Below are 16,739 nucleotides of genomic sequence, written 5' to 3' on the forward strand. Positions count from 1 at the left end.
GGGTCCGGAAAGGATCCGGCCCGTGGCGTATGCTGTATCGGTCGTCCTGTCTCCGTGGAAGGTGTCTGCCCTCGTGGATCTGCCCCTGCTGAAGCTCGTCCTTCAGATCATGCTGGCCGTCCTCGGCCTGCTCACGATCATGCTCGTCCTGCTGCACAAGGGGCGCGGCGGCGGCCTGTCCGACATGTTCGGCGGCGGCGTCTCGTCCTCGGCCAGCGCCTCCGGTGTAGCGGAGCGCAACCTGAACCGGATCACCGTCGGAGCGGCGGTGGGCTGGGGGATGTGCGCCGTGGGCCTCGGCATCGTCGAGAAGTTCCTCTGAGACCTCGCGTGCTCTGAGCGCGCATAGAAGGGCCGGTCACCATTTCGGTGACCGGCCCTTCTGTTGTCTTCCGCTGTCTCAGCTCCCAGGCGGAGCGATCAGCCCGGCTGCTCGCCTGCGGCAGCGGCGTCGAGGAACCAGGTGGTCGACTCCAGTCCGCGCACGGCGGAGGCAGGGACCTCCCACGGGCTGATGCCCTCATGACCGTCGCGCACCGCGCCGGCCTTCTCCGCGCCGGCGACCAGCAGCGCCACATGGCGGGCGGAGTTGAGCACCGGCCAGGTCAGCGAGATCCGCTCCGAGGGCGGCTTGGGCGACTCGGTGACCGCAGTCGCGCTCGCGGTGACCTGGCGCTGATCACGGTGCTTCGGGAACAGCGAGGCGATGTGACCATCCGGTCCCACCCCAGCATCAGGACGTCGAAGAACGCCCGACCGCGGGTGCGGAACGGCTCATCACCGCCCATCTGGTCCAGCTGCTGGCCGTACCAGGCGGCGGCATCGTCCAGGGACATGCCGTCGGCAGGAGAGGGCATCACGTGGATGTTGCGGGCCGGCAGGCCGGATCGCTCCTGGAGCGGCTCGAGCAGTGAAGCCCGCACCGCGACCTCGTTGCGCTCCTCGGAGTCGGGGCCCACGAAGCGCTCATCGCCCCACCACAGGTGCAGCCGGGTGACGTCGACCCCTGCCGCGTCCAGCGCCGCGGGCAGCGCGGCCGCGGTCTTCGTGCCGACCGTCCCGCCGGTGAGCACAAGATGGGCCAGGGGCCGCTCCTCGAGAGCGGCGGCGAGCTGCTGCGCCGTGCGCTCCGCGGCGGCGGCGGCCACCGCATCCGCATCGGGCACCACCACATCAGTGGGCTCGGGCTTGCCGTCGGCGAAGGTGGAGGTGTCGTCGATGCTGCTGTAGGTGGTGGCGAGGACCTCGCCGTACACCTCGTCGGGATCCAGCCGCCGCAGCTCCTCGGTGATGAGCTCGGCGAGGGTGCGCCGCGGCATCGTGACGTGCTGGCCGGTGTCGTCGCCCGGAAGCTTCATGACGATCGATTCATCATCGACGCGGGTGAGCTCGATGGTGCCGTCCTCACGGACCAGGCGGACGCTGTGGACGCCCGCGAAGTCGCTCTCCTCGTTCGGCGGAGGGAGCACCTCGGCCTCGACCCCGAGGGCGTGCTCGAGCCATCCGGCCATGAGCACGACCGAGGGATTGTCCACGGTCCCGGCGACCTGCACCTTGGTGGGCATCGAGATCGGCGGGACCTCGTACGCGCTGGCGACCAGCCCCCGCCAGCGAGTCAGCCGTGCCCACGCGAAGTCGGAGTCGCCGCTGGCATAGCCGCGGCGCAGCCGCTTCAGGGTCGCCAGCGGATCCGCGCAGGCCGCGGAGTCGGTGATGCGGCGCTGGGACATGGAGCCCAGCACATCGTGCACGGGGAGCCGGGTGCGTTCTCCGGCCACCAGGTGACGATCGGGGCGTCCGGCAGCAGCAGGGCCATCACGAGCGTGTCCAGCGCCCACAGCACATCCCCGCGGGCGTGGAGGATCACGATCTCGCCGGCGCCGGCATCGCGGCCCACACGGATCTCGGCGTCCAGACCGGAGTTCTCCGCCTCCGGGTCCGCATCGACCACGATCACCCGCGCCGGGTGCTCATGGCTCGCGGCGATCGCCGCCTCGAGCGGCTCCTCGATGTCGCCGGTGGCGATGATGATCAGCGTGAGGACCCGGCCGATGGTGTTCGCGCCGAAGGTCTCCCGCATCTCGATCATCTGCTTGTCGATCGCCGACGCGGTGGTGTCGGTCAGGGTGGTGATCAAGGTCGCCTCCAGGTACGCCCGTCACGGGCGAGCATCGTGCGCGGTATCGGGGCCCCAGGTGCCGGGGCGGTAGGGGGCCGGGTCCAGGTGCTGTGCCCAGTGCTCGGTGATGGGATCGAGGATCTGCCAGGACAGCTCGACCTCCTTCTGGCGGGGGAACAGCGGGGGATCGCCCAGCAGCATGTCCAGGATCAGACGCTCGTAGGCCTCGGGCGACTCCTCGGTGAAGTTCATGCCATAGGCGAAGTCCATGGTCACGTCCCTCACCTCCATCTGCGTGCCAGGCACCTTGGAACCGAAGCGCATGGTGACGCCCTCATCGGGCTGGACGCGGATGACGATCGCGTTCTGCCCGAGGTCCGCGGTGTCGGTGGAGCGGAAGGGCAGGAAGGGCGCACGCTTGAAGACGACCGCGATCTCGGTGACCCGCCGGCCCAGGCGCTTGCCCGCACGCAGGTAGAAGGGGACCCCTGCCCAACGCCGGGTGGCGATGTCCAGGCGCATCGCGGCGAAGGTCTCCGTGGTGGAGTCGGCCGGGATGCCGTCCTCTTCGATGTAGGGACGGACCTCCTCGCCGCCCTGCCATCCGCCCACGTACTGGCCGCGGGCCGTGTGCGCGGACAGATCCTCGGGCAGCTCGACCGCTGCGAGGACCTTCTCCTTCTCCGCCCGCAGGTCGGAGGCGCGGAAGGTGACCGGCTCCTCCATCGCGGTCAGCGCCAGCAGCTGGAGCAGGTGGTTCTGGATGACGTCGCGTGCGGTGCCGATGCCGTCGTAGTACCCGGCACGGGAACCGATGCCGATGTCCTCCGCCATCGTGATCTGCACGTGGTCGACGTAGTTGGCGTTCCAGATCGGTTCGAACAGCTGGTTCGAGAAGCGCAGCGCCAGGATGTTCTGGACGGTCTCCTTGCCCAGGTAGTGGTCGATGCGGAAGACGTCCTCTGGGCGGAAGACCTGCTCGACCACGGCGTTGAGCTCGCGGGCGGAGGTGAGGTCGTGCCCGAAGGGCTTCTCGATGACCACGCGGCGCCAGGAGCCGTCGCGGGCGGTGTTCAGCCCGGAGTTGGCGAGCTGGCCGCACACCTGCGGGAAGGCGTCCGGCGGGATCGAGAGGTAGAAGGCGTGGTTGCCGCCGGTGCCACGGGTGCGGTCGAGCTCTCCGACGACCTCGGTGAGCCGCTCGAAGGCGGCGGTGTCGTCGAAGGTGCCGGTGACGAAGCGGAGTCCGCCGCGCAGCTGTTCGAAGACGCTCTCGTCGAAGCCGGTGCGGGAGTGCTCGGAGACGGACTTGCGCACGTAGTCGGCGAAGTCGTCGTCGGACCATTCACGCCGACCGAAACCGACCAGGCCGAAGCTCGGTGGGAGCAGCCCGCGATGGGTGAGGTCGTAGATCGCCGGCAGCAGCTTCTTCCGGGCGAGGTCGCCGGTGACACCGAACATCACCATGGAGCTGGGGCCGGCGATGAGGGGGAGTCGGCGGTCGCGGGGATCGCGCAGCGGGTTCGGCGCGTCGGCCCCGGCGGGGGAGTGGGGAGTCGGTCACGTTCGTCCTTTCTCGGACACGGAACGGAGGAGCACGGCCTGCCGCGGTGGGCGTGGCCGTGCTCCTCGGTGAATCAGGCGCGGGCGGCCTCGACGGAGGTCGACACGGTGGCGATGAGCTCGTTCCATGCCTTCTCGAACTTCTCGACGCCCTCCCGCTCGAGCAGGGCGAAGACCTCGACCAGGTCCACCCCGGCGCCGGCGACCCGCTCGAGGGCCGCCGTGCCCGCAGCTGCGGCCTCGGCGTCCAACCCGGCCTTCAGCTGGGCGTGGTCCGCGACGGAGTCGAGAGTCTTCTCCGGCATGGTGTTGACAGTCGGGTCGGCGACCAGGTTGTCGACGTAGAGGGTGTCCGGGTAGTCGGGGTTCTTCACCCCGGTGGATGCCCACAGCGCACGCTGGACGTTCGCGCCCTTGGCCTTGAGCGCTGCGAAGCGCTCGGAGCCGAAGACCTCGAGGTAGGTGCCGAAGGCCGCCTGGGCGTTGGCCACACCGGCCTGGCCGCGCAGCGACAGCGCATCGTCCCCGCCGAGCTTCTCGAGGCGCCCGTCGATCTCGGCGTCCACGCGGGAGACGAAGAAGGAGGCGACGGAGTGGATCGTGGCCAGGTCTCTGCCGGCTTCGGCGGCCTGCTCGAGCCCGGCGAGGTAGGCGTCGATCACAGCCTTGTAGCGGTCGACGGAGAAGATCAGGGTGACGTTGACGCTGATGCCCTCGGCGATCACCGCGGTGATGGCCGGCAGGCCCTCCTCCGTGGCAGGGATCTTGATCATGACGTTCTCGCGGCCGACGACCTCATGGAGGTGCCCCGCCTGCTCAATGGTCTTCTCGGTCTGATGCGCCAGGCGCGGGTCGACCTCGATGCTCACGCGGCCGTCGAAGCCGTCGGAGGAGGCGTGGAGGTCGGCGAAGAGATCTGCGGCGCTGCGCACGTCATCGGTGGTGAGCACCTCGATGATCTCGTCGACGGTCTTCCCCTCGCCGGCCAGGCGGGTGATGTCGGAGTCGTACTCGTCCGAACCGGAGATGGCGGCCTGGAAGATCGAGGGGTTCGTGGTCACGCCCACGATGTTGCGTGAGGCGATGAGCTCGGCGAGGTTGCCGGTCTGCAGGCGGCCGCGGGAGAGATCGTCGAGCCAGATGGAGACTCCGGCGTCGGAGAGGGCCTGGGTGTTGGCGTTCTGGGTCATGTCCGTTCCTTCCGGGCGTCGAGCGCCCTGTGTCGAACTGAGGTCGTCGGGATCAACGCGAAGGGGCCGCTCCTTCTTCCCGTGCTCGATGCCTGGGAGAAGGAGCGGCAGAGCGGGGCAGGGCCCGCAGGCCCCGCCCCGCGATCAGTCAGGCTCCAGCGGCGGCGAGGGATTCCTTCGCGGCCTCGACCACGGCCTCGGCCGTGAAGCCGAACTCCGCGAAGAGGGTCTTCGCATCGGCGGAGGCGCCGTAGTGCTCGAGCGAGACCGCACGGCCATGGGTGCCGAGGAAGCGGTGCCACGGCATCGCGATGCCGGCCTCGACGGTGACGCGCGCGGCCACCGAGGAGGGCAGGACCGACTCGCGGTAGTCCTCGTCCTGCTCGTCGAACCACTCGACGGAGGGCATGGACACCAGTCGGGTGGGAACGCCCGCGGCCTCGAGCTGCTTCTGCGCCTCGGCCGCGTACTGCACCTCGGAGCCGGTGCCGATGAGGATGACCTGCGGCTCGGCCGAGGCCTCCTTCATGATGTAGCCGCCCTTGACGAGGTTCTCGGCCCCGGCGTACTCGCTGCGGTCGAAGGTGGGCATCGCCTGACGGCTCAGGATGAGGCCGACGGGGCCGCTGTCGCGCTCCAGCAGCGCCTTCCAGGCCTGCGCGGTCTCGTTGGCGTCCGCCGGGCGCACGATCGAGAGGTTCGGGATCGCACGGTAGGCGGCGAGGTGCTCGACCGGCTGGTGCGTGGGTCCGTCCTCACCCAGGCCGATGGAGTCGTGGGTCCACACGTACGTCGCGGGGACCTTCATCAGCGAGGCGAGGCGCACCGCGCCGCGCATGTAGTCGGAGAACTGGAAGAAGGTGCCGCCGTAGGGGCGGGTCAGCCCGTGCAGCGAGATCCCGGTGAGGATCGCGCCCATGCCGTGCTCGCGGATGCCGAAGTGCAGCGTGCGGCCGTAGAGGTCGCCGCTGAACTCGGAGGAGCTGATCTCCTTCGGGAGGAAGGAGGACTCGCCCTTCATGGTGGTGTTGTTCGAGCCGGCGAGGTCGGCGGAACCGCCCCACAGCTCGGGCATCACCGGGGCGAGGGCCTCGAGGACCTTGCCGGAGGCGGCGCGGGTGGCGAGACCCTTCTCATCGGCCTCGAAGCTCGGGAAGGCGTCGGCGAAGCCCTCGGGGAGCTCACGGGCGCTGAGGCGGTCCAGGAGCTTCGCGGCGTCGGCGTTCGCGGAGCGCCATGCCTGGTAGCCCTTGTCCCACTCGGCCTTGGCGGAGGCGGCACGCTCGGCGAGGCCGCGGGTGTGCGCGAGCACGTCCTCATCGACCTGGAACTGCTGCTCGGGATCGAAGCCGACGGCCTTCTTCAGCCCGGCCACGCCCTCAGCGCCCAGCTTCGCGCCGTGGACGGTGTGGCTGCCGGCGAGCTCCGGGATCGGCCAACCGATCACGGTTCGCAGGCGGATGAAGGTCGGCTTGTCGGTGACCTTCTGCGCCTCGAGGATCTCGGCCTTCAGCGCTGCGACGTCCTCGACGTATTCAGTGCCGCCCTGGGTCCAGTCAACGGTGCGCACGTCCCAGCCGTAGGACTCGTAGCGTGCGGCGGTGTCCTCGGTGAAGGCGATCGAGGTGTCGCCCTCGATGGAGATCTCGTTGTCGTCCCACAGGACGATCAGGTTGCCGAGCTGCTGGGTGCCGGCGAGCGAGCTGGCCTCGCTGCTGACGCCCTCCTGGAGGTCGCCGTCGGAGGCGATCACGTAGGTGAAGTGGTCGAAGGGGCTGGTGCCCGCAGCGGCCTCGGGGTCCAGCAGGCCGCGCTCGCGGCGCTGGGCCATGGCGAAGCCGACGGCCGAGGAGATGCCCTGGCCGAGGGGGCCGGTCGTGATCTCGACACCATCGGTCACGAAGTTCTCGGGGTGACCCGGGGTCTTGGAGCCCCAGGTGCGCAGCTCCTCGAGGTCCTTCTTCTCGAGGCCGAAACCGGCGAGGAACAGCTGGATGTACTGGGTCAGGCTCGAGTGCCCGGCGGAGAGCACGAAACGGTCGCGGCCGATCCAGGTCGGATCGGTCGGATCGTGGCGCATCAGATCCTGGTAGAGCAGGTACGCGGCCGGGGCGAGGCTCACGGCGGTGCCGGGGTGGCCGTTGCCGACCTTCTCGACGGCGTCCACGGCGAGGACCCGCGCGGTGTCGACCGCGCGCTTGTCCAGCTCGGTCCAGCCTTCGGGGGCCTTGAAGTTCTCGGTCATATGCAGTCCAACCTTTCACCGGAGTGCGACCGTTGCGGCCGCCTGGATCGACAGGCCTCGGCGGGCGGACCCTGGGCACGCGATGTGACGTGCGGGTTCCTCCGCGAGGCGACAGCACCACCTTAGTCGTGGTCGGGGCTCGGACGCTCGTCCGTCCAACCTGTTGCCGCATCGATCGCCGCATGGCGCATGGCGCATGGATCGCCTCGCGCAAGACCGCGGGCGACACGGTGCGGGTTCTCACCTCTGCGCCTGGTGCCGCCGGGGAGCGGTTCAGCCTAGACTGGCGTGGTTCACGCGACCGCCGTGTCGCGCTCAGGAGGAAGGACGGTGGGCGGTGACCGCCACCCAGGGAGCTTCGATCCAGGATGCACGCCAGGGCAGCGGGAGGACCCCGCAGTCAGCACGTTCCGTGCTCCGCAGCTATGTGGCGCTGACCAAGCCTCGGATCATCGAGCTGCTGCTCATCACCACGATCCCCACGATGTTCCTCGCCGCGGGAGGGTTCCCCTCGCTGTGGCTGATCCTGAACACCATGATCGGCGGATACCTCGCCGCGGGCGGTGCGAACGCGCTCAACATGTACCTCGAGCGTGACATCGACGCGAAGATGAAGCGCACGCGCAACCGTCCGATCCCCTCCGGTGCGGTCTCACCGCGCGCCGCACTCATCTTCGGCATCACGATCTCGGTGATCTCCGCGTTGTGGCTGGGGCTGCTGGTCAACTGGGCCTCTGCCGGATTCGCGGTCGGTGCGATCCTGCTCTACGTCGTCTTCTACACGATGATCCTCAAGCGCCGCACCAGCCAGAACATCGTCTGGGGCGGCATCGCCGGATGCATGCCGGTGCTGATCGGTTGGGCGGCCGTGACCGGCACCGTGTCCTGGACCGCAGTGCTGCTGTTCCTGGTGATCTTCTTCTGGACCCCGCCGCACTACTGGCCGCTGGCCGAGAAGTTCTCCCATGACTACGCCGCGGCCGGCGTCCCCATGCTCCCGGTCGTCGCCTCGAAGACGACCGTGGCGCGCCAGATGATCATGCACACCGCGCTGATGGTCGCCTCGAGCCTCGCGATCATCCCGCTCGGGTCCACCGGCTGGGTGTACGGCGTCGCCGCCGTCGGCTCCGGACTGTGGTTCGGCTACCTGGTGGTGCGCTACGCACTGCGCGTCCGCCGCGGCCTGACCGGCAAGGCGCTGGCCCCGATGACGGTGTTCCACGGCTCGATCACGTACCTGACCGTCCTGTTCGTCGCCCTCGCGATCGATCCCTTCGTCACCCTGTGACCGGAGGCGGCGTTCCGCGACCCGACAGGGAGTCGACGCTGCGTCCCGGTGACCGACGGATCCTCGAGCAGTACCTGAGCCACCTGCGCATCGAGCGCGGGCTCTCCGCCAACACCCTCGGCGCCTATCGGCGGGATCTCGAGCGCTATCTCGCTGATCTGGCCCGCCAGGAGATCGATCCCTCCGCAGTGGATCCTCAGCAGCTGGGGAGATGGTTGCAGGCGCTGCGCACCGGCGCCGACGGCGGAGCGTGCTCTCGGCCGCCTCCGCCGCACGCTCTCTCGCGGCAGTGCGCGGGCTGCATTCCTTCCTCGACGCCGAGAGGGTCTCCACCACCGGTGATCCGTCGCGCCTGGTGCCGTCCCCGACGCTGCCGAAGCGGCTCCCGCACCCGCTGAGCATCGAGCAGGTCGAAGCCCTCATTAAGGCCGCCGGCCAGCCGGGCACGGGGCGCGATGCGACCGAGCGGGCCCTGCGTGACCGTGCGCTGCTGGAGATCCTGTACGGGCTCGGTGCCCGCATCTCGGAGGCGACCGGCCTCGACGTCGACGACATCGACCCCCAGGAGCGCGCGGCAGTGCTGCGCGGCAAGGGGGACAGGCACCGTGTGGTGCCCGTCGGCCGCTTCGCGCTCGACGCCCTGGAGGCCTACCTGACGCGCGGACGGCCGACGCTCGCGGCCCGGGGGAGCGGCACCCCGGCGGTGTTCCTGGGGTCGCGGGGCACCCGGCTGACCCGGCAGGCGGCCTGGCAGGTCGTGCAGCACGCCGCAGAGGCCGCCGAGCTGACCGAGCTCGCCGAGCCGATCAGCCCGCACACACTGCGCCACTCGTACGCCACGCATCTGCTGCACGGGGCGCCGACGTGCGCAGCGTGCAGGAGCTGCTCGGGCACGCCTCGGTCACCACCACCCAGCTGTACACGCAGGTCACTGTGGACACGCTGCGCGAGACCCATGCCGGTGCCCACCCCCGTGCCCGGTGAGGGGCTTAGACTTGTCCGGCGCGACATCCCCGCACGGACCCGCTCCCGGGGACGTCCTGTGCGAGATGATGGCGGCGCGGTGCGGCCGTCGTTCCCCGGACAGGGACCGGATGACCTCCGGTCCTTCGCGGATCGTCCCACGCCCCACCCAGACCACGACTCCGACGACAGGACACCGACGTGAGCCCGACCTCCTCCCAGCAGCTGGACATCGACCTCGGCCCGACCGGCCGACCGATGCCGGAGCTCCCGGAGCCGGCACCGCTCGACTCCCACGGCCCGGCACGGATCATCTCGATGGTGAACCAGAAGGGCGGGGTCGGGAAGACCACCAGCGTCATCAACCTGGGTGCGGCCCTCGCGGAGCTAGGACGCAAGGTGCTGCTCGTGGATCTCGACCCGCAGGGCGCCCTCAGCGCGGGCTCCGGCGTGAATCCGTACGACCTCGACGTCACGGTCTACAACCTCCTGATGGAGCGCGGCCATGACGTGCACGATGTCATCCAGCAGACCCCGACGGAGAACCTCGATGTCCTCCCCGCCAACATCGACCTCTCCGCCGCGGAGGTCACCCTCGTCAACGAGGTCGCCCGCGAGATGGCGCTGGCCCGCGTGCTGCGTCCCGTCGCGGACGAGTACGACGTCATCCTCATCGACTGCCAGCCCTCGCTCGGTCTGCTGACCGTCAACGCGCTGGCCGCCAGCCACGGCGTGATCATCCCGCTCGAGGCCGAGTACTTCGCGCTGCGCGGCGTGGCGCTGCTGGTGGAGACCATCGAGAAGGTCCAGGACCGGATCAATCCCCGTCTCGAGCTCGACGGCATCCTGATCACCATGTTCGATCCGCGCACGCTGCACGCCCGTGAGGTGTGCCAGCGCGTGGTGGGGGCTTTCCCCGACAAGGTCTTCCACACCACCATCAACCGCACCGTGAAGTTCCCCGACGCATCCGTGGCGGCGGAGCCGATCATCTCCTTCGCCTCCTCCACCAAGGGCGCCGATGCCTACCGCCAGCTCGCCCGGGAGCTCATCTCCCGCGGCGGCGCGGCGTGATGGCCGCGGACCGATCCGGCAGCGGCACCTCCGGTGCCCGCCGCTCCGGTGACAGCCGCCCGCCCCGGCGCCGGCGCAGTGCCTTCACCCCGCCGAAGCAGGTGCGCCTGCGCGATGAGTCGGGAACGCCGGTCGCCCCCGTAGCGGAGCTGGGTGACGTCGGCCCCGAACTCCACCGCACGGACGGCGAGCGACTGCAGAAGGTATTGGCCCGCGCCGGTTTCGGCTCGCGCAGGGCGTGCGAAACCCTGATCAGCTCGGGCCGGGTGCGCGTCGACGGCGAGGTGGCGCAGGAGCAGGGGATCCGGATCGATCCGAGCACCCAGATCGTCCACGTCGACGGCCGACGCCTCCAGCTGGACGAGACCAAGCTGACGGTCGTGCTGAACAAGCCGCGCCACGTCGTCTCCGCGATGAGCGACCCCGAGGGCCGGCGGGACCTCACCGAGTTCACCGAGCCCTACTCGCAGCGTCTTTACCACGTGGGGCGTCTCGACTACGAGACCGAGGGGCTGCTGCTGCTGACGAACGACGGCGAGCTCGCCCACCGTCTCACCCACCCCAGCTTCCAGGTCGAGAAGACCTACGTGTGCCGCTTCGATGCGCCCGGCGGACCGCCCCGCGGCCTGGTGAAGACCCTGCGGGAGGGCGTCGAGCTCGAGGACGGGCCGGCGCGCGCGGACCGTGCCCGGGTGCTCGCCCAGGACGGTCGCGAGGCGGTAGTCGAGGTGACCCTGCACGAGGGGCGCAACCGCATCGTGCGGCGCATGTTCGCCTCCCAGGGCTTCGAGCTGACGGCTCTGGTCCGCACCCGCATCGGACCAGTGCTGCTGGGAGACCTCGACCCGGGCGCCACGCGCGAGCTCACCGGCCGCGAGCTCGGCACCCTGATGGCGGAGGTCGGTCTGTGATGGCACTGGTCCCCTCCTCGGTGCGGATCATCGGCACGGGCCTGATCGGCGGTTCGCTCGGGATGGCGCTCGGAGCTGCCGGAGCGAGCGTGCAGGTCCAGGACGTCTCCCCGGGGACCACCGCTCTCGCCGTCGAGCTGGGCGTGGGCCACGTCGCCACTCCCGAGGACCCGGACCCGGAGCTGGTCGTCGTCGCAGCACCGCCGGACGCGGCGGCCCAGCTGATTGCCGAAGCCCTGCGCACCTGGCCCAGCACCCTGGTCACCGATGTGGCGAGCGTGAGGGGGGTCGTGCTGGAGGGCGTGGCCCGGGCCGTCGATGCCGCGATGCTCACGCGCTACATCGGCGCCCACCCGATGGCGGGCCGTGAGGTGTCCGGGGTGATCTCCGCGCGGGGCGACCTGTTCCGCGGCCGGCCCTTCGTGGTCGTGCCCCATGCGACGACGCGTCCCGAGGCGGTCGGGCTGCTCCAGGGCATCGCCACCGCGATCGGCGCCGTGCCGGTGGTGCTGCCCGCTGCCGAGCACGACACCGCCGTCGCCCACGTCTCCCACGTGCCGCAGGTGCTCTCGAGCCTGCTGGCGACCACGCTGCTGGATCCGGATGAGCGTGCGCTCGCGCTGTCCGGTCAGGGGCTGCGCGACACCACGCGCATCGCGGATTCGGATCCGCGTCTATGGGTCGAGATCCTCGGTGCCAACGCCGCGGCCGTCACCGGGGTGCTCGCTCGAGGGGGTGCGCGACCGGATCGACGACGTCCTGGAGGCTCTCGCGACCATGCCGGGAGACCCCGACCCGGCCGTCGGCTCGCGACGTGCGCTCGCGGAGCTGATCGTCGACGGCAACCGCGGGGTGCGCCGGATCCCGGGCAAGCACGGCGGCACCTCGGACGCTTTCGCCACGGTCACCGTGCTGGTGCCCGACCGCCCGGGCGAGCTGGGCCGGCTCTTCACCGAGATGGGGAGATCGGGGTGAACCTCGAAGACTTCCGACTCGAGCACAACTACGGGCGTCAGGTGGGGCTCGGGCACCTCGCGGTGGACGCCTCCCGTGAGGAGCTGCTCACCCGGGAGCTGTCCGCGCGGGGTTGGACCGTCGCGGAGGCCTGAACGCCCCGTATCCTTGCCAGATGCACACCAGCGCGCCGCACGACCCCTCCTCCCCTGCGAGCACCGGCCCGGGGATCGCCATCGCGATCGACGGACCGGCAGGATCGGGCAAGTCCACCGTCTCCCGTCTGCTCGCCGATGCGCTCGAGGGCGGCATCCTCGACACCGGGGCGATGTACCGCGCTGTGGCCTGGTTCTGCCTGGATCGCGGCATCGACCTCGCCGACCGTGAAGCGGTCGCCCAGGCAGCCCAGGATCTCGATCTCGACCTCGGCACGGACCCCGCCGGTGCCACGGTCGCCGTCGCAGGCACGGACATCACCGCCGAGATCCGCACCGAGCGGATCTCCGAGCAGGTCTCGACCGTCGCCACCAACACCATGGTCCGCACGATCCTCCAGGGCCGACAGCGCGAGCTGCTGCACGCCACCGCCGCCGAGCGCGGCTTCTGCGTGGCCGAGGGCCGCGACATCACCACCGTGGTCGCTCCCGACGCCCAGGTGCGCGTGCTGCTGCTCGCCTCCGACGAGGAGCGGATGCGCCGCCGTGCCGTCGAGCTCCAGCTCGAGGACACCGAGGAGACCCGCGAGCGCATGGCCGATCAGGTGCTGCGCCGGGACCGGGACGATTCCACCGTCTCGGAGTTCCTCACCGCCGCCGAGGGGGTCGAGACCGTCGACACCACCGGCCTCGAGATCGAGGATGTGGTGGAGAAGATCCTGATGCTCGTCGCCGCGGCGGAGAGCGCGCAGGAGGAGTCGCTGTACGGCAGGGCCGAGCCGGCCACCGACAGGGGCCACGTGGCGGCCTCAGGGACGGATGCCTCCGCCGACGGCCCCACCGACGAGGACATCGAGTCCGCCCTGCGAGCGGGCCTTTCCGACTATCAGCTCGATGACGAGGACCTCGCTCTCCTGACCGGAGGGGAGGAAGAGCAGCTCCGGCCCGAGAATCAGCGCAATCTCCCCGTCGTCGCCGTGGTCGGCCGCCCGAACGTCGGCAAGTCCACTCTGGTCAACCGCATCCTGGGCCGCCGCGAGGCGGTCGTCGAGGACCGTCCCGGCGTGACCCGGGACCGGGTGTTCTACGAGGCCGAGTGGACCGGCAAGGACTTCTGGCTGGTCGACACCGGCGGCTGGGAGGAGCGTGTCCAGGGCATGGCCTACCGCGTGGCCGAGCAGGCCGAGGTGGCCGTCTCCCTCGCGGACGTGGTCATGTTCGTGGTGGATGCGAACGTGGGCATCACCACCACCGATGAGCAGCTGCTCAAGGTGCTGCGCAAGTCGAAGGTGCCAATCGTGCTGGTCGCGAACAAGGTGGACGATCAGCGCGGTGAGCTCGAGGCCGCAGCCCTGTGGAACCTCGGACTGGGGGAGCCGTACGCGGTCTCCGCCCTCCACGGCCGCGGTTCCGGCGACCTCCTGGACGCGCTGCTCGCGGCGATGCCCGAGGAGGGACGGGGCACCCCGGCCGACCATGGCCCGCGCCGGGTGGCTCTGGTGGGCCGCCCGAACGTCGGCAAGTCCTCGCTGCTCAACCGGCTCGCCGGGGAACAGCGCGTGGTGGTGGACGACGTCGCCGGCACCACCCGTGACCCCGTCGACGAGAAGATCACGCTCGGAGGCCGCGAGTGGACGTTCGTCGACACCGCGGGCATCCGCCGCCGCGTGCTCCAGTCCCAGGGCGCCGACTACTACGCCTCGCTGCGCACCCGGGCCGCCCTCGACCGGGCGGAGGTCGCGGTGGTGCTGCTCGAGGCCTCCGAACCGATCTCCACGCAGGACCTCAAGATCATCGACATGGTCCTCGAGTCCGGGCGAGCGCTCGTGCTGGCCTTCAACAAGTGGGATCTGCTGGACGAGGAGCGCCACAAGGCGCTCGAGCGCGAGATCGAGCGTGATCTCTCGCACGTGGCCTGGGCTCCGCGCGTGAACATCTCTGCTGAGACCGGCCGTCATGCCGACCGGCTGGTTCCCGCGCTGGAGACGGCGCTGGAGTCCTGGGACCGACGCATCGCCACGGGCCGGCTCAACGCCTTCCTGGGCCAGCTGGTCGCCTCCCATCCTCACCCCGTCCGTGGCGGCAAGCAGTCCCGCATCCTGTTCGCGACGCAGGCCCGCACCCGGCCGCCGCGCTTCGTGATCTTCGCCAGCGGCTTCCTCGAGCACGGCTACCGCCGGTTCATCGAGCGCCGCCTGCGGGAGGATTTCGACTTCCCCGGCTCGCCGATCGTGATCGGCGTGCGCATCCGCGAGAAGCGGAGCCGCTGAGCGCAGGAGCGGCAGAGGTGCAGCGCCCCCACGAGGCCACGTATCGTGGGGGCCATGAGCAACCCCGGTGACAACGGCTCCTGGAACCCCCAGGGCAACGACTTCGACGCCCAGCAAGGTGCACAGGATCCCTACGCACAGCCGCAGCAGGATCCCTGGGCGCAGCCGCCTGCGGAGCAGCCCGCCGCGCCGCAGGACGCGTACGGCCAGCAGGATCCGTACGGCCAGCAGGACCCCTACGGCCAGCCCTCCGTGAACTCCGCCTCGGACCCGTACGGCCAGGGCCAGCAGAACTGGTCCCCGGCACCGGGCTCCGGCCCGTCGGCCTCCGATCCGTACTCCCAGGGCGGCGCCCCGTACGGGCAGCCCAGCGCCGGCCAGGCGCCGTTCGCCGCAAGCGGTCCGGCGCCGACCGGTGAGCCGCAGAGCCGTGTGCTGGTCGGGCTGCTGGGGATCTTCCTCGGAGCTTTCGGCGTGCACCGCTTCCTGATGGGTTACACCACCATCGGCATCATCCAGGTGGCGATCACAGTTCTCAGCTGCGGTCTCCTGAGCTTCATCTCCGGGATCTGGGGTCTGGTCGAGGGGATCATGGTTCTTGCGAAGTCGGAGGCGTTCCTCAACGACGCCCACGGCCGCCCCCTGAAGGACTGACCGATCACCGCGCACCAGGGACAAGGACACCGCGAGCGATGAGCTATCACCCCCAGGGCCCTCTGCCGGACCGTGGCTCCCTCCAGACCAGCGCGATCATCTTGATCGTCATCGGCTTCCTCTGCGGCGGGGTTTGCCGGGGATCTTCGGCATCATCGCTCTCGTCCAGATGGATTCCGATCCCTACACGGCGCAGAAGATGAACAAGGTGGGCTGGGTCCTCTTCTGGGTGATGGTCGGCCTGGGCGTGCTGTTCATCATCGTGTATGTGGTCTTCCTGGTGCTCATCTTCGGCGTGGCCACCCTGCCGTTCCTGATGGGCGGCTGACGTCCCACCCACCCGTTCGACCGACGAGGAGCTCCGATCGCCACCCCGGACTTCGTCCTCTCGCTCCGTGAGCGCATAGGACACCAGCTGCTGTGGATGCCGGGCGTCTCTGCCGTGGTCCTGGACCGGGACCGTCGCAGGATGCTCGCCGTGAAGCGTGCCGACGACGGCACCTGGACCCCGGTCACGGGGATCATCGATCCGGGGAGGAGCCTGCCCGTGCGGCGACCCGTGAGGTCGCCGAAGAGGCCGGGATCCGGTGCACGGCCCTGCGCCTGCTCGAGGTGCGCAGCCTCCCGCCGGTCATCCACCCGAGCGGTGATCACGCCCAGTACCTGGACCTCTGCTTCCTGTGCGAGGCCGATGACGAGGCCGAGCCGTACCCTGCAGACGGTGAGAACTCCGAAGCGCGCTGGTTCCCGATCGACGCGCCACCTCCGATGAACGAGCGGTTCACGGCCCAGCTGGCACTCGCCCGCGAGGATCGTCCCGAAGCACGGTTCCGCCGATGAGGCGTCTGGACCCTCTCCCCGGCACCCGAGTGCAGATCGCCCTCACCGACCGCCCGGGCGACAGCGCCACCGTGCGCGTGATCGCCGCACCCCAGCGGGACATGGCCCGGGGCGGGGTGCTCAGCGCACCGCTGCAGCCCTTCGAAAAGGCGCTCCTGGTCGATGTGTCCGTGGGGGAGAGGATCCTGATCCCCGGCGCCTGGGTGCAGCCTGAGGTGCTCGAACGCGGCACGCCGCTCGCCCCCACCCCGGTGACCGCCGCTGACCTGCGCCCTCCGGCGGTGATCTGCGGCGTCCCGGAACGTGCGACCCTGCACTGGGGGGAGACCGTTTGGCCGCTGGATCTCGGGGAGCCGTCACGATCCCCGAGGCGGCCCGGGCGGATCCGCATCCGCTGTCGCGCCTGCGGCGCCTGGCACTGGTCGCGTCGGGGCGTCGAGACGAGGTCGGGCTGACGCTGTGGCGTGCCCCCGGCTTCGAGATCCCCTGGCAGGACGTGAGGCTGCTGCCGCG

The 16,739-nt window shown here is 70.2% G+C and carries 13 protein-coding genes and 3 pseudogenes; 11 read left to right on the top strand and 5 right to left on the bottom strand.

Annotated features, from left to right (window positions below; genetic code table 11):
• Positions 1 to 79: 79 nt before the first annotated feature.
• Positions 80 to 322 (top strand): preprotein translocase subunit SecG, encoded by a 243-nt coding sequence (secG, locus tag H3H54_RS09015; RefSeq protein WP_262426441.1) that lies wholly within the window; start codon positions 80 to 82, stop codon positions 320 to 322.
• Positions 323 to 420: 98 nt separating this feature from the next.
• On the opposite strand, the pseudogene pgl reads toward secG, so the two are convergent.
• The 5 genes and pseudogenes from pgl to tkt form a co-directional block, all read right to left on the bottom strand.
• Positions 421 to 1,730: pseudogene (pgl, locus tag H3H54_RS09025) on the bottom strand (6-phosphogluconolactonase).
• Positions 1,673 to 2,137, bottom strand: coding sequence for a glucose-6-phosphate dehydrogenase assembly protein OpcA (locus H3H54_RS09030; protein ID WP_262426318.1), 465 nt, complete (start codon positions 2,135 to 2,137; stop codon positions 1,673 to 1,675). The pseudogene pgl and the gene H3H54_RS09030 overlap by 58 nt, the downstream one beginning before the upstream one ends.
• A pseudogene (zwf, locus tag H3H54_RS09035) lies at positions 2,134 to 3,637 on the bottom strand (glucose-6-phosphate dehydrogenase). Before zwf ends, H3H54_RS09030 begins: the two are co-directional and overlap by 4 nt.
• Positions 3,638 to 3,756: 119 nt before the next feature.
• On the bottom strand, positions 3,757 to 4,872 hold the full coding sequence (gene tal, locus H3H54_RS09040; RefSeq protein WP_262426319.1) for a transaldolase: 1,116 nt from the start codon (positions 4,870 to 4,872) through the stop codon (positions 3,757 to 3,759).
• A gap of 148 nt (positions 4,873 to 5,020) precedes the next feature.
• Positions 5,021 to 7,117 carry a transketolase gene (tkt, locus tag H3H54_RS09045; RefSeq protein ID WP_262426320.1) on the bottom strand — a complete coding sequence of 699 codons (2,097 nt, stop codon included), beginning with the start codon at positions 7,115 to 7,117 and terminating at the stop codon, positions 5,021 to 5,023.
• 337 nt (positions 7,118 to 7,454) lie between these two features.
• On the opposite strand from tkt, the gene H3H54_RS09050 reads away from it, so the two are divergent.
• The 10 genes and pseudogenes from H3H54_RS09050 to H3H54_RS09095 all read left to right on the top strand — a co-directional run bounded on the left by H3H54_RS09050 (position 7,455) and on the right by H3H54_RS09095 (position 16,681).
• Positions 7,455 to 8,405, top strand: coding sequence for a heme o synthase (locus tag H3H54_RS09050; RefSeq protein ID WP_262426321.1), 951 nt, complete (start codon positions 7,455 to 7,457; stop codon positions 8,403 to 8,405).
• Positions 8,402 to 9,389 (top strand): annotated as a pseudogene (locus H3H54_RS09055) (site-specific tyrosine recombinase XerD). Before H3H54_RS09050 ends, H3H54_RS09055 begins: the two are co-directional and overlap by 4 nt.
• A gap of 180 nt (positions 9,390 to 9,569) precedes the next feature.
• A complete protein-coding gene (locus H3H54_RS09060) occupies positions 9,570 to 10,442 on the top strand; it encodes a ParA family protein (protein WP_262426322.1) in 873 nt (290 codons plus the stop codon).
• Positions 10,442 to 11,353: a pseudouridine synthase gene (locus H3H54_RS09065; protein ID WP_262426323.1), complete on the top strand. Its 912-nt coding sequence runs from the start codon at positions 10,442 to 10,444 to the stop codon at positions 11,351 to 11,353. The genes H3H54_RS09060 and H3H54_RS09065 overlap by 1 nt, the downstream gene beginning before the upstream one ends.
• On the top strand, positions 11,353 to 12,462 hold the full coding sequence (locus H3H54_RS09070) for a prephenate dehydrogenase (RefSeq protein ID WP_262426324.1): 1,110 nt from the start codon (positions 11,353 to 11,355) through the stop codon (positions 12,460 to 12,462). Before H3H54_RS09065 ends, H3H54_RS09070 begins: the two co-directional genes overlap by 1 nt.
• 20 nt (positions 12,463 to 12,482) lie before the next feature.
• Positions 12,483 to 14,732 carry a bifunctional cytidylate kinase/GTPase Der gene (der, locus tag H3H54_RS09075; RefSeq protein WP_262426325.1) on the top strand — a complete coding sequence of 750 codons (2,250 nt, stop codon included), beginning with the start codon at positions 12,483 to 12,485 and terminating at the stop codon, positions 14,730 to 14,732.
• A gap of 54 nt (positions 14,733 to 14,786) precedes the next feature.
• A complete protein-coding gene (locus tag H3H54_RS09080) occupies positions 14,787 to 15,386 on the top strand; it encodes a TM2 domain-containing protein (protein ID WP_262426326.1) in 600 nt (199 codons plus the stop codon).
• Between the two features lie 169 nt (positions 15,387 to 15,555).
• A complete protein-coding gene (locus tag H3H54_RS09085) occupies positions 15,556 to 15,714 on the top strand; it encodes a hypothetical protein (protein ID WP_262426327.1) in 159 nt (52 codons plus the stop codon).
• Positions 15,715 to 15,806: 92 nt separating this feature from the next.
• Positions 15,807 to 16,226: an NUDIX domain-containing protein gene (locus H3H54_RS09090; RefSeq protein ID WP_316249182.1), complete on the top strand. Its 420-nt coding sequence runs from the start codon at positions 15,807 to 15,809 to the stop codon at positions 16,224 to 16,226.
• Complete coding sequence (locus H3H54_RS09095; protein ID WP_262426328.1) at positions 16,223 to 16,681, top strand: hypothetical protein; 459 nt, start codon at positions 16,223 to 16,225, stop codon at positions 16,679 to 16,681. Before H3H54_RS09090 ends, H3H54_RS09095 begins: the two co-directional genes overlap by 4 nt.
• Positions 16,682 to 16,739 lie beyond the last annotated feature (58 nt).

The sequence above is a fragment of the Brachybacterium sp. Z12 genome (assembly GCF_014400405.1).
Taxonomy (GTDB): Bacteria; Actinomycetota; Actinomycetes; order Actinomycetales; family Dermabacteraceae; genus Brachybacterium.